The 13,673-nt window shown below is 66.3% G+C and carries 9 protein-coding genes, 2 tRNA genes and 1 riboswitch; of the genes, 1 reads left to right on the top strand and 10 read right to left on the bottom strand.

The window, feature by feature from the left end:
• The first annotated feature begins 36 nt into the window (after nt 1-36).
• The gene (locus D000_RS0107125; protein WP_026279825.1) at nt 37-3,855 is read left to right on the top strand and encodes an AAA family ATPase; all 3,819 of its coding nucleotides are present in this window, start codon (nt 37-39) and stop codon (nt 3,853-3,855) included.
• Between the two features lie 251 nt (nt 3,856-4,106).
• Here D000_RS0107125 and D000_RS0107120 read toward each other — a convergent pair.
• The 10 genes from D000_RS0107120 to D000_RS0107075 form a co-directional block, all read right to left on the bottom strand.
• Nucleotides 4,107-4,182, bottom strand: a tRNA-Glu gene (locus tag D000_RS0107120).
• A gap of 20 nt (nt 4,183-4,202) precedes the next feature.
• Nucleotides 4,203-4,427: a hypothetical protein gene (locus tag D000_RS0107115; protein WP_026279824.1), complete on the bottom strand. Its 225-nt coding sequence runs from the start codon at nt 4,425-4,427 to the stop codon at nt 4,203-4,205.
• 26 nt (nt 4,428-4,453) lie between these two features.
• A tRNA-Ala gene (locus D000_RS0107110) sits at nt 4,454-4,529 on the bottom strand.
• A 42-nt stretch (nt 4,530-4,571) separates the two neighbouring features.
• Nucleotides 4,572-5,978 (bottom strand): glutamate--tRNA ligase, encoded by a 1,407-nt coding sequence (gene gltX, locus D000_RS0107105; protein ID WP_018872844.1) that lies wholly within the window; start codon nt 5,976-5,978, stop codon nt 4,572-4,574.
• Between the two features lie 156 nt (nt 5,979-6,134).
• The gene (locus D000_RS0107100; RefSeq protein WP_018872843.1) at nt 6,135-7,115 is read right to left on the bottom strand and encodes a cytochrome-c peroxidase; all 981 of its coding nucleotides are present in this window, start codon (nt 7,113-7,115) and stop codon (nt 6,135-6,137) included.
• A 203-nt stretch (nt 7,116-7,318) separates the two neighbouring features.
• The gene (gene cobO / locus D000_RS0107095; RefSeq protein ID WP_018872842.1) at nt 7,319-7,927 is read right to left on the bottom strand and encodes a cob(I)yrinic acid a,c-diamide adenosyltransferase; all 609 of its coding nucleotides are present in this window, start codon (nt 7,925-7,927) and stop codon (nt 7,319-7,321) included.
• Nucleotides 7,928-7,993: 66 nt separating this feature from the next.
• Nucleotides 7,994-8,845 (bottom strand): ABC transporter substrate-binding protein, encoded by an 852-nt coding sequence (locus D000_RS0107090; RefSeq protein WP_018872841.1) that lies wholly within the window; start codon nt 8,843-8,845, stop codon nt 7,994-7,996.
• Nucleotides 8,812-9,372 (bottom strand): cob(I)yrinic acid a,c-diamide adenosyltransferase, encoded by a 561-nt coding sequence (locus D000_RS0107085; RefSeq protein WP_018872840.1) that lies wholly within the window; start codon nt 9,370-9,372, stop codon nt 8,812-8,814. Before D000_RS0107085 ends, D000_RS0107090 begins: the two co-directional genes overlap by 34 nt.
• Nucleotides 9,373-9,378: 6 nt before the next feature.
• Nucleotides 9,379-11,241 carry a TonB-dependent receptor domain-containing protein gene (locus D000_RS0107080; protein WP_018872839.1) on the bottom strand — a complete coding sequence of 621 codons (1,863 nt, stop codon included), beginning with the start codon at nt 11,239-11,241 and terminating at the stop codon, nt 9,379-9,381.
• 140 nt (nt 11,242-11,381) lie between these two features.
• Nucleotides 11,382-11,623: riboswitch (cobalamin riboswitch) on the bottom strand.
• A 71-nt stretch (nt 11,624-11,694) separates the two neighbouring features.
• Nucleotides 11,695-13,593: a hypothetical protein gene (locus tag D000_RS0107075; RefSeq protein ID WP_018872838.1), complete on the bottom strand. Its 1,899-nt coding sequence runs from the start codon at nt 13,591-13,593 to the stop codon at nt 11,695-11,697.
• Between the last annotated feature and the right edge of the window lie 80 nt (nt 13,594-13,673).

Raw genomic sequence — 13,673 nt, 5'->3', positions numbered from 1 at the left:
GGCCGAGAAGGCACAAGGGAGAACCCTTTGGCGCAGATGGAGATCACCACCTTCGGCACCGTTGGGGTACGCGTCGGCGACCGCGACGTGCCCGCCCTTTCCGGCACCAAGCTCGGACTGCTTCTCACCTATGTGGCCACCGAAAGCCCGCGGCGTATCCCCCGCGAGGAACTGGCGCGACTGTTCTGGCCGGATCTCGATGCCGACAGCGCCCGGGTCAACCTGCGCCAGGGCCTGTTCCAACTGCGCCGCCAGCTCCCCGCCGGCGACCCGCCGCTTCTGGACACCACGCCCCGCTATGTCCGCTTCCAGCCGCAGCCGGAATCCCGTATCGACTTCCTGATCCTGCACCGCGCGCGCGCCGAACGGCGAACGACCGAAGGCCGCGAGAACAACGCCCCCCCGCCCGATCTAGCCACTGTCTGCGACTATCGCGGCCACTTCCTCGAGGGGCTGCGAGCCCTGCAGGACCTGCCCGAGCTGGCCGCCTGGGCCCAGTCTCAACGCGATCATCACTGGCAGAACCTGCTGGTCTTCATCGGCCACAATCTGGCCGCACTGGCCAAGCCGAACGACGGCGAACCGCTACTGGCGGAACTGCATCGCCTGCTGGCGATGGAGCCGCACGACGAGACCCTGCATCACCTGCTGATGAAAGCGCTGGCCCACCTCGGCCACCCGAAGCGGGCACTGGAGCACTACGCCCATCTCGAAGCCGAAGCCGGCAAGAGCCCCGGCGAACTGCTGGCACGCACCCGCGAAGAGATCCTGGGTGCGGAGCGCGCAGAGGCCAGCAGCCAGCATGCCGGTAGCGACGATGCCGAACCGCCCGTCCTGCGCCCCGAGCGCAGGCGCGTCACGATCGTCGCCTGCCACGTACAGCCCGACCCCGGCGCCGATGTCGAGATCCAGCAGCAGCAGGTCAACCGCAGCCTGGAACACGTCGATCTCGTGCTCCTGAGCCACCACGGCCACGTGGTGCCCTCCCCCGGCCATGGCCTGCTGGCCTACTTCGGCTACCCGGCCGGCCGCGAGGAGGCCACGGTGGATGCCGTGCATGCCGCCTGGCAGGCACTCACCACCGCACCCGGGGACTGCCAGCTGCGCCTCGCCGTGGACACGGACCTCATCGTGACCGGCGCCGACCCCGACCTGCCGGACCCCGCCGGACAGCTGACCGCCCGCGTCCTGGACTGCGCCCAGCACGCCGACCCCGGAACCCTGCGCGTCAGCGAACCTACCTACGCCCGGGTCGGCGGTTACTTCAGCTTCAGCCCCGAAGACGACGGCACCGGCGCCTACCGCGTCACCGCCGACCCCGGCCCGCTGGACCGCGTGGACGCCCAGGCCCAGCGCGGCATGACCCCGCTCACCGGGCGCTGCCCGGAGCTGCAGCTCCTGCGCGCACACTGGGACCAGGTACTTGAGGCCGGCGCTGTCCGCTTCGTGCTGATTCAGGGCGAGGCTGGGCTGGGCAAGAGCCGCCTCGCCCGCGGTCTCGACTTGCAGGTCCGCGGCCAGGCCCGCTCGCGATACCTGCTGAAGTGCCGCGAAGACCGTTCGCGGCAGCTACTCGCGCCGGTGCGCCAGGCCTTTGCCACCTGGATCGGGCGCGACCGCCTGCGCGAAGCGCGGCAGCGGCATCTCGCACACGCCCTCGTGCAGACCGGCCTCGCCACCGACCCGGCAACCCAGCTCGCCCACTGGCTGACCCACCCGGACACCGAAGGCCCGGAAAACCTTGCCCAGGCGGGGCTCGATCGCGACCGCATCATCGACACCCTGGTGGAGCTGGTGCGCCGCCGCGCCGCCCATGGCGCCACCCTGCTGATCTGCGACGACCTTCACTGGATGGACTCGGGGACCTCCGAGCTGCTGCGGCGGTTGTACCAGCGCCTGCACCATAATCCGCTGATGGCCGTCTTGACTGCGCGCATGAGCTACCGCTCGTCCTGGCGCGACCTCACCATCGAACACGTCCGTCTGCACAGCCTGGATGCGGACGCGGCACACAGCCTGGTGGATCGCCTTGACCCCCACGGCCGGCTTTCCAGCGGACTGCGCCAGCAACTGGTCGAACGCGGAGAAGGCGTTCCGCTGTTTCTTGAAGAACTCACGCGCTACGCCCTGGAGGCGGCCCGCACAGGCCCGTCGCCGGAGAGCCTGCCACCCGGCCTCTCGAACCTGCTGGTTGCACGTCTGGAACAGCTCGGGAGTGCGCGCGAGCTCGCCCATTCCGCCGCGGTGATCGGCCGTGATTTCGACACCCGCATCCTCAGCCGTCTGCGCGGGCAGCCGGCCGACGCCATCCGGCGCCAGCTCACCCGCCTGACCGGGAAGGGCTTCATCGAGCCCGCCGGCATGGTGGACGGGGTGCGCTATCGCTTCCGCCACGCACTGTTCCGCCAGGCGGCCTACGAATCCATGCTGCTCACCGAACGCACCCGTCTCCACGGCCAGCTGGCCGACCTGATGCAGGAAGACGGCGAGAACGGCATGCAGACGGCCGACTGGGGACAGATCGCGAACCACCTCTACCATGCGGAGCGCTATCCGGAGGCGACCCGTGCCTGGCTGCAGGCGGGCGAGGCGGCCTTTGCCCGCGGCACCCTGCCGGAGGCCTCGCACTACTTCGAGGATGCGCTGGCGTGCCTCGAGCACTTCCCGGACGCGCATCGGACCGAGACGGATCAGACCAACTACGAGCACTGCACCCTGCGGGCCCTGGGCGGCCTCGGCGCGTCCAACCTGGCGCTGCTCGGCTACGGCTCGCGCACCGTCAACGATATCTTCGAACGCGCGATGCGCCTGACCGCCCCGGAGCAGGACCCAGTCCAGTACTTCCGCGTGCTCTGGGGCCTGTGGCACGGTGCCGGGTCCTGGCACGGATTCACCGAGGCGCAGCGCCTCGCCGACGAGATGGAACGCCTTGCCGAGCGCTCCGGTGACCGCCTGCTGCGCATCGCCGCCCATTACGTCCGGGGCAATACCCACTTCTGGACCGGCCAGTTTGCCGAGGCACTGGAGCACCAGACCCGCGCCATCGAGCTCTACCGCGACGAGGACCACACAACGCTGGTCGCCCGCCACACCGAGAACCCGGCCATCAGCGCCCGTGGCTTCCTCGCCTGGACGCTGCTCCATCTGGGCAACCATGCACGTGCCTGGGAAGAAATCGACGCCGCATGCGAACAGGCCGACCAGCTCGGCCACCGGCCCACCGAGGCCTTTGCATACGCCTTCCGCGCGGTACTGGCCTTCTACAGTGGCGATGCCGAGAGCGCCCTGCCCCCCGCGCGCCGGGCGCTGGCCATTGCCCGCGAGTACGACTACCCGCTATGGCGTGCCGCCGGCGTCACGCTCGAGAGCTGGGCCCTCGCACGCCAGGGGCAGCCGGATGCCTTTCGGGTCATCGAGGAGCAGGTCGAGGCGATGCGCCACATCATGGATGGGGTGAACACCATCTTCCAGCTGATCCTGCTGGACGCCCTGCAGGCCAGCCATGTCGATCCGGCGCGACGCCTCGCCGTGGCCGACGAGGCGCTGGCGGGCTGCCATCAGCGCGGGGATTTTTGTTTTGAAGCCGCGATTCACCGCCTGCGCGCCGTGGCCCTGCTCGCGGCGGACAACGGCCGCAAAGAGGAAGGCTGGCAGGCGCTGGAACAGGCCCGCAAGGTCGCTCATCAGCAGGGCAATCCGAACATCGAACGCCAGGCCCTGCTCGACTATGCACGTCTGGCCACGGATGCCCAGGTCCAGTCCTGGGCCGAGCGCGAACTCCTGCGCATCAACCACTGCATCATCCCGCGCCCGCACCCCGACGAACCCCGCCAGCACGGCCCGCGCCTGGCCTGAGCGCGCCAGGATCATCGTTCGCGGGGCCCGGGTGCCCTTCTGCCTGTGGTTCGGCGTACGCTTGATGTGACGCCGTGTCCTTTTCTCGCACCCTCCCGCATAGCGGGGACCGTACAACAGGTGCAAGGCAAAAAAGGCGGCTCTCCCCTGCCACGGCCAATGCGTTCCGCCCCTGACCCGCGGCGAGGCCGCGGCCGTTCACGCAGCAAAAGAAAAGGCCCGAACCTTTCGGTTCGGGCCTTTTCGGGATATGGCGTCCCCACGGGGATTCGAACCCCGGTCGCCGCCGTGAAAGGGCGGTGTCCTAGGCCTCTAGACGATGGGGACGTAGAGGCAACGTCTTGTTGCTATTCCGGTGGGCCCTTGGGCCGGTCATCCTCGCTACCCGGTGGCCGATGCAGAAGCGTCGTCACCAGACCGTTGAACACCAGCAGGAACCCGATCGGTACCAGCGCGATGAGGGGCTTGGACCAGGTCTGTTCCCCGGTGAGCATCAGCCCGAATCCGCCGATCAATCCGACCACTGCCAACACCAATCCAACGTAGAGCGATATGACTCCGAAACGATGCATTGATGAATCCGCAGTTCACCTGAATTTGGTGGAGCCAGGCGGGATCGAACCGCCGACCTCCTGCATGCCATGCAGGCGCTCTCCCAGCTGAGCTATGGCCCCGTGTCAGGCGAGCGCGTACTGTAGCCAGCACCCCGAAATGTGTCAACCCGCTTCGGCAGAAATTTTCTGCAGTGCGCGATCAATACGGGCCAGGGCGCGCTCGCGACCAATAAGCACCAGCGTATCATCGATGGGGGGCGAAACCGTACCCCCGGTCAAGGCCACACGCAGCGGCTGTGCGACCTTGCCCAGCTTGAGATCCAGGCGCTCGCCGGTGTGCACCACGACCTCGTGCAGCGGCTCCTTCTCCCAGGCGCCCAGCGCGCTGAAACCGTCATGCAGCGTCTGCAGCACCGGGAGGGCCTCGGCGGTGAGCTGCTTGCGTGCGGCCTTCTCGTCGTAGTCCTCGAACTCGCGATAAAAGTACACGCTGTTCTCGGCCATCTCGCGCAGCGTGCGCGCGCGTTCGCGCTGAGCGATCACCACGTCGCGCATCGCCGGGCCACTGGAAGGATCGATGCCCAGCTGACCCAGGTGCCAGCCGAACTCCAGCGCCACGTGATCCGGGTCCAGCGACTTGATGTAGTGCTGGTTCAGCCACAGGAGCTTGTCCGGGTTGATCGCAGAGGCGGACTGGTTCACGTCCTGGATGTCGAACAGGCGCACCAGTTCGTCCATCGAGAAGATCTCCTGATCGCCATGGGCCCAGCCCAGGCGCACCAGGTAGTTCAGCAGGGCCTCCGGCAGGTAGCCCTCGTCGCGGTACTGCATCACCGAGACCGCGCCATGGCGCTTGGACAGCTTGGCACCGTCCGGGCCCATGATCATCGGCAGGTGACCGTAGCGCGGCGGCTCCACGCCCAGCGCCTTCAGGATATTGATCTGGCGCGGGGTGTTGTTCAGGTGATCGTCGCCTCGGACCACGTGGGTGATCCCCATGTCCATGTCGTCCACCACCACCGTCAGGTTGTAGGTCGGCGAGCCATCGGAGCGGGCGATGATCAGGTCATCCAGTTCGCGGTTCTGGAACGCGACCTTGCCGCGCACCATGTCGTCGACGACGGTCACGCCCTCGTCCGGGGTGCGGAAGCGGATCACCGGCTCCACGCCCTCGCGCGGCTCGGTGCGCGCACGGCAGCGACCGTCGTAGCGCGGCTTTTCCTTGCGCGCCTTCTGCTCCTCGCGCATCGCATCCAGCTCTTCCTTCGTGCAGTAGCAGCGATAGGCGTGGCCTGCAGCCATCAGCTGGTCGATCACCTCCTTGTACCGGTCGAAGCGTTCCGTCTGGTAGAACGGCCCGTGATCGTAGGTCAGCCCCAGCCAGTTCATGCCCTCGAGGATCGCGTTCACCGACTCCGCGGTGCTGCGCTCCAGATCGGTGTCCTCGATCCGCAGTACGAACTCGCCACCATGGTGGCGGGCGTACAGCCAGGAGAACAGCGCGGTGCGGGCACCGCCGATATGCAGATAGCCGGTCGGACTGGGGGCAAAACGGGTACGAAAGCTCATGCGTCAGACACTCGATTCCGGTGGTCGGGAAAGGCGCACAGGGTAGCAGAAGCGCCGCAGACCGACCGCCCGCAAACGAAAAAGGCCGGGGACCAAGCCCCGGCCTGTAATCGCCCCCTCATCAGGGGGTGCACGGAGTGAATGGCGCGGGTGCGCTCAAGGCAGCGCCGGGATGTCGAAGCGCGGCATCTCGCCGGTCAGCGCGTGCATGAAGGCCTCGATGTCGGCGACCTCGTCATCGCTGAACTCCTTGCCGAGCATCTCCTCCCCCATGATGCGGATCGCCTCGTCCAGCGTGGCGGTCTCGCCGTTGTTCATGTAGGGGTAGGTCAGGGCCACGTTGCGCAGGGTCGGGGTCTTGAACGCGAACTTGTCGGATTCCTCGCCCGTGACCAGGTAACGGCCCTTGTCCTCCGAACCCGGCACCTGGATGCGGTGGAAGTGGCTGTCGGTCAGCGCCGGGCCGCGGTGACAGGCTACGCAGCCGTTATCGGCGAACAGGGCCATGCCGCGCATCTGCTGCTCGTCCATCGCGCCCTCGTCCCCGGCCAGCCAGCGATCCAGCGGCGAGTTCGGGGTGTTCAGCGTACGCTGGAAGGTCGCCAGGGCCTTGGCCACGTGGTCAGTGTTGATCACGTTGTCGCCGTCATAGTCGGGATAGGCCGCCTCGAACTTCTCCTGGTACTCGTTGAACTCCTCCAGGCGCGCGATCGCCTCTTCCAGCGGCATCGCCATCTCGATCGCATCCTGGATCGGGCCCAGGGCCTGGCCTTCCAGATCGTCCTCGCGGCCATCCCAGAACTGCGCGGTGAAAAACCCGGAGTTCAGCACGGTCGGGGTGTTGCGTTCGCCGACCTGGCCATCGTGACCCACCGCGCGCGGGATGCGGTCCGCCCAGCCCAGCGCCGGGTTGTGGCAGGTCGCGCAGGAGATCACGCCAGAGCTGGAGATGCGCGGCTCGAAGAACAGCATCTTGCCCAGCTCGATCTTCTCCTTGGTCATCGAGTTGTCCGCCGGGATCGGCGGCAGCGCCGGCAACGGCTCGAACACGTCGCGGTATTCGGAATAGTCGGTATCGGCCACGGCCGGGGTTGCGGCCCCGAATGCGACGGCCGCGCAGGCCGCGAGCGCCGTCATGCGGAATCCGGAAAGCGTTTTCATACAGGTCTCCCTTGAGCAATAGACATCTGAGAAGCGGACATCGGTGAGGGCCGATATAGACTCAGTCCAAACCACTTAAAGCCCACCCTACAGGCGCGGGAACCTGGTTGCGATCAAAACCCGACTGATCGTTGATCTGGATCAATCGGCCCCGTTTGCGCGGCACGGGGCCAGGGTGTTCAGAGCTCGATGCCCTTCTGCGCCTTGATGCCGGCCTGGAAGGCATGCTTGACCGCATCGATCTCGCTGACCGTGTCGGCCGCCTCGATCAGGGCCTTTGGCGCGGCGCGGCCAGTGGTGATCACGTGCTGCATCTCCGGCCGTGCGGCGATGTCTCGGAGCACCTCGTCGGGATCGAGGTAGCCGTACTTGAGCGCGATGTGCAGTTCGTCCAGCAGCACCATGTCGAACGCCGGGTCCGTGAGCATGTCGCGGGCATGGGCCCAGGCCTCGCGCGCAGCTGCAGTGTCCTGGTCGCGATCCTGGGTCTCCCAGGTGTAGCCCTCGCCCATCACGTGGTACTGCACGCGATCCTGCGCGCGGAAAAACGCCTCCTCGCCGGTGGCGAACTGGCCCTTGATGAACTGCACGATCCCCACCTGCATGCCGTGGCCCAGGGCGCGGGCCACCATGCCGAATCCGGAAGAGCTCTTGCCCTTGCCGTTGCCGGTCAGGATCAGGAACACACCCTTCTCGTCCTGGGCTTCCGCGATCTTGCGGTCCACGATCTCCTTCTTGCGCGCCATGCGCTGGGCGTGGCGTTCTGCACGCGCGGCTTCGTCGTCCATGGTGAACTCCTGTTACCGATTGGTTTGTGTAAGGTTGCTGTGCCCGGGGAACGGGGCCGCCTGAGGTTATGGCCCGACGGACCAGCGATCCCGCTCCTGTGCCAGGCGCTCCAGCCCCTGCACAATCACCGGGGCCGGATGCTGGAACGGCTCCGTGGGCAATGACACCACCCGGAACGGCCGCTCGGCGGTAATGGCCCGGCATTCCTCCGCGGCATCGGCATTGAAGGCGAAGACCACCTGCGCCCGGCTGTGATTGATCAGATCCGCAAGGTCGTCCCGCTCGTCGCTGAACTCGAGGTGGGTCACGCCCGACTGGTCCGCCACGACATCGAATCCCGCCGCAGCAAACGCGTCGAACAGCCAGGTCCCGGGGCCGTAGGTGTAACCCTGCCCGCTGCACGAGGACAGCAACAGCACCCGCTCGCCCGAGGCCGGAACGGCTTCCGCGGCCGCCCGCCATTCCCGGTCGAAGCGCTCGGCACGGGCCGCCCCGTCTTCGAGCCCGGCCGCCTGGCTCACACGCTCCACATTCCGGACCACAGCATCCATCCCGCCGAAACCACCGAGCACCAGGGCACGGGTATCCTCCGGCAGGACCGCTTCCCACTCCTTCTCGTCCATCCACTCGGATGTGATCGCCAGTTCGGGCGCGAGGGCTGCAATCGCCTCGGCATCCGGGTCGTAGACGCCACCCGTATCCGGATGGGCGGGATCGTAGCGACTGGACCCGACAATGCATCCGTCCAGGCCCAGATAGTCCAGCGTGTGGGTGATGAAGGGCGACTGGCTGACAATCGTGGGGCAGTCGGGGTCCCCGGGGCCGGCCAGGACCACCCCCGGGAACACCAGCAGAGCGAACAGCAGCGCAAGTGTCCGCGCGGTCACGTACTCCCCCGGCGGTTCGCCGGCTGCCACAGGACTTCCGCACCGTTCTCGTGACGTGCCAGCACCCGGCAGAGCACGAACAGCAGATCCGACAGGCGATTGATGTAGGCGAGCGAACTTGGCCGCAGCGCCTCGTGGTGATTCACCGCCACCAGCCGGCGTTCCGCGCGCCGGCAGACCGTGCGCGCGATGTGGCAGTCGGCCGTGGCCGGGCCGCCGCCCGGGAGGATGAACTCCTTGAGCGGCGGCAGATCGGCGTTGAAGCTTTCCAGCTCCACGTCCAGGCGCTCCACCGAGGCCTCCGGCAGGGCCTGATGCCCCGGCACCGCCAGCTCCGCCCCCAGATCGAACAGCTCGTGCTGAACCAGGGCGAGCGCGCGGCGAACATCTTCCGGCAGATCGTGGACCAGGACCCGGCCCACGACACTGTTCAGCTCGTCCACGTCACCAAACGCCTCGACGCGATGGCTGTCCTTGTCCACCCGCGAGCCGTCCCCCAGGCCCGTCCGGCCTTCGTCACCCGTGCGGGTCGCAATCTTCGACAGTCGATTACCCATGATCCATTACCTCTGCTGATAGCGAAGCTTCACGAAGGCGGCGCGCCCCGGCTGGTTATAACCGCCAGCGGTCACATAATCCTTGTCGAACACATTGTGCACCGTGGCCTGGAGCTGCCATTCCGGTGAGAGTTGATATCCCGCCCGCAGGTTGAACAGACCGTATCCCGAGAGCCTCTCCTGGTTTGCGGGGTCTTCGTAGGCACGGCTCTTCGCGACGACAGACCCACCTAGAGACAGACGTTCGAAGCTACGGTCGAGATCCAGCCGAGCAGTAACCGGTGCACGACGGCGAAGCTCCTTCCCCGATTCACGATCTTCGGCATCAAGCAAGGTCAGCGAGGCGCGCCATACCCACTCAGAGGTCGCATACCCTCCTTCCAGTTCCACGCCCTGAATGCGCGCCTCGTCGATGTTCTCGGGTCGCGACGCGACCGGATCAAAGCTGATCATCTGGTCGAGTTCGGTCCGAAAGACCGCGACATCCGCATAGTAAGACCCGAGGCTGTAGCGGCCCCCAAATTCCACGGTCCTGGAATCTTCCGGCTGCAGGTCGGCATTGCCGAAACCAGGGAAATACAGGTCGTTGAACGTAGGTGCCTTGAAAGCAGTGCCATAAGATGCGCGCAAACGCAGATCATCACTGAGCTGCGTACCCCAGGCAATCTGGCCCGTGGTCTTACTTCCGAATTGCTCATTTTCGTCGTAGCGGAGAGAGCCTTCCAGATCGTGCGCACCGACTGTGGTACGCAGAACTGAATACACTCCCACGTTGTAACGCGAGTCTTCAGCATAAGCAGTAGTGCCATCCACCCGATCTTCGTATGCATCAATACCAGCAACCAGATGGGTTCGATCGCCCAGCCGAGCATCGTTACGCCAGGTCAATTGATCCCGCCGCGTATCGAAACGGTCGGCGCTCCCACCATGGACACCCCCCTCGGTGACATCGCCACTCTCATCCCGGGACTGGCCTACGGCAATCTCGGTATCCCATAAGCGAGTTACCGGTATGCGGATCCCAACTTGCAGTGCAGCGTGGACGAAATCCGTGTAGGCACGATCATATGGCCCCAGGTTCGCGAAGGTGACAGGGTCGGACTCGTCAGCGTCATATTCCGAGCGCCCCTCCGAATACAGAATATTGCCGAAAAGTTCGACTCCACTGTCGAAACGGTGCGACAGCTTGCCGGCCAATGAAGTGTTGTCGTAGCCATCCCGGTCGTCATCTCCGACGTCGTCCTGCACGTTGATGCCGTCGGTCGCGAAGTGACTGAGCGAGAAACTGTAATTGGTACTTTCGGTACCACCGGCAACGCCCACGCCAGTCTCCTGAGTATTAAAACTGCCACCGCCGACAAAGGCATTGACCTTCGGCGGGCCCTTGCGTCCCTCACGGGTAAAGACCTGCACCACGCCACCAATGGCATCGGAGCCGTAGATACTGGTGCGCGGCCCGCGGACGATCTCAACGCGCTCGATCTCTTCAGGTGGCAGAAATTGCCAACTGGCCCCGCCGCTGGTGGCCGACCCTACGCGAACGCCGTCTATCAACAACAGGGTGTGATCGGAGCTGGTACCACGGGTAAACACCGAAGTATTCTTGCCGAAGGCGCTATTCTGTGAAGTCTCGATCCCGGCGCGTCCTTCCAGCAAGTCGGTGAACTGCTGTGGCTGCAGGCGCTCGATCTCTTCTCGGTCGATGATGGTGACCGAGGATAGGGTCTCGTCGACAGTCTGAGCCATGCGGGTGGCGGTCACCTGGACCGTGTCCAGGGTACGGGGTTCGGTTTCGGGGCCGTCCTGACCGTGAGCCAGAACCGGGGTGGCGGCCAGCAGGATGGCCGTGGAAAGTGCTGTGCGTTTCATTTCGTCCGTGTCTCCCGGCGAGCCGCCCGCACGCCGTTGATTCGTCGGGATCGCGCAGACAGGGGGACAGACACGAGGAGGGGTCGGCCGCGGCCCACGAACGGCCCGGCGCGATCATCCGCCTCGCATGCCCGCCGCATGCCGCGCGATCATTCCCTGGCCGGTCTCCGGGCTGACAAGCGGCGGGCGCGGCGCCTTCCCGAGCATCTGCTCAGTGGCGGTATGCCGCGACCGTGGAAACCGCCTAAGGCGGTCCCCTGCTCGATCACCGTTGCGGGGGCAGCGTCGGATTTATCCCTCACCGGAGCGAGGCGAATTCACCGAACTTCCCGTTTAACCCGTCGGCAGCAGCCGGCCGGGCACCGGGGAACGGCGCGAAGACTACACAGTTGGGCACAAAAATACCAGCCAGCCTGCATCGCCGAAGCGCACCCACCCCCGCACTGGGGTGGTTCAGCGCCGCCGGCGCTCCTCGGCATGCAGGTAGCGGGTACCGCGTTTGAGCAGGCGGCCCCAGGTCTTGTCCTGGAGCATCGCGTCAAACTCGGGCGACCGTTCTGCGCGCAGCGCGACGGGTTGCGATTCCTCCCCCACGCGCGTCGCCAGCATTTCCAGGCGCTCCGGGTTCGCCCCGTAGTGATTCACCAGGAAGTCGCGCATTGATTCGCTCAGCGGCAGGTGGTAGACCCGCGTAAGCCGCAGGGCCAGCCACTCGGCCATGCGCCCCAGGTCCTGGCGCACCTTGCGCACCATCGCCGAACCCAGGCCCGCCTTGGCGTCCGCACTCATGCCGACATAGAGCCCGCCCAGATAAGCGGCGGGGTTGGCATAGATCGCCCGCTGAATGCTCGGATTGGTGAGGTCGACCAGTGGCTCCAGGATCAGGGCCAGCTGAATACCGATCCGCTTGGCGGTCTCCGCATCCAGGGCGGTCCCGCCGAAGTAGAACAGCTCGCCCTTGCGCTCGATCTTCAGCTCCCGCAGGAAATTGCAGAAGTCGTTCGCCAGCTTCAGCTTCTGGTCGTCACTGAGTTCGATCAGTTCCTCGCTGACCCGGATACCGCGCACGCTGCGCTTGAACCAGCCCTTCTCGCCCTTCTTCTCGACCTGGGCAAGCCGCAGCGCTTCCCAGCGTTCCACCGCGTTGGTGTAGCGGCTTTGGGCCTGCATAAGCTGATCGCGTGCCTCACGCAGGTCCTCCACCCGGCGCAGGGCCAGGCCCAGCAGGCGGCCCTCCGGGGAATCCTCCGCGGGCTGGGCATCCTCCAGCTGGTTCAGGGCCTCCAGTATCTGGCGCCCGAGATCGAGCACCGGCTCGCGCAGGGCCTGCGACCCCAGACCCGATGCCTCGTGCTGCGCCAGCAACATCCCCAGCGAGCGCAGACGGCTGACCACGCCCGCCTGCGCGACCCGGAAACGATTGCCCTGCGCCTCCAGCCGATCCAGGGCGGCTCCCAGCTGCCAGCCCCCGGACCACTCAAAGCTCAGGCGCTTGATCTGGCGGCCGTTCACCAGCTCGAAGGCCAGCACGAAGATCGCCTGCGTGTCATCCAGCGTACAGCGCACCAGGTCGTCCGCATCGGCCGCGGAAAACAGGCGATCCAGAAACTGGTCCACCCGCCGCACACCATCCTCCTGGGTCGGCGCCAGCCCGCGCAGCCGGTCCCGCAGCAGGTCCGCCACCTCGGGGGCGTCGTGGTGCAGCTTCTCCAGGGCCGCCAGCCGGGCATCCTCGGTTGCCTCGACCAGGTCACCCACACGGGAACGCAGCCCCAGCCGCCGGTAGATCTCAATCTGTTCCGCCGCGGCGGCCAGGCTCGTGTCACCGGTCATTTCGCGCACCGCCACGGCGACGCCCTCGGGAGAGATGTCCACCTCGTGCAGCAGGACTTCGGCGGCCTTGCGCCGGCGCATGTCCGGGGTAAGCTCCGCCATCGCCAGATCCCGGGTCACAAACAGCAAATCCGGCAGCAGGTCGATGGTGTTGCGCAACTGCTCGCGCGAACGCTCCTGGCGCTTGCCACGGGTGGCATCGGCAAAAAAGCGTGCGAGCAGGCCGATCACCCCGAACAGCAGGGTGTACACGGCAAAGAAGATGAAGTTCTGCGCCGGAGCCGCATGCCCGAAGCCGAGGAAATACCCGCCCTGCATGGCCAGGAAGGTGACCGGGCCGGCCGCCCACAACAGCTGCAGGAAATTCAGTGACCAGGGTACGCGGCGGGCGCTGGCAGCCACCTCGGTGATGCGACTGCGACCGGCCGCCTCGATCAGGACGTGATCCTGCGAGGGACCGCTAGAGTCCGGGCTCTCCGGCCCGCGAGCCTGCCTGCTGTTGCGAAAGCGACCGAACACGCGTCCCTACTCCGAAAACTGGGTGGCCACGGCCCACTGGGCTTGGGTGCTCGTGGAAACATGGCTGAAGATGCCGGGGC

Origin of the sequence: Thioalkalivibrio sp. ALJ16 (genome assembly GCF_000377345.1) — a bacterium.
In the GTDB taxonomy this organism is placed as follows: domain Bacteria; phylum Pseudomonadota; class Gammaproteobacteria; order Ectothiorhodospirales; family Ectothiorhodospiraceae; genus Thioalkalivibrio.
Note: the sequence above shows the minus strand (reverse complement) of the source record. Positions and strands in the feature narration are given on the sequence as shown.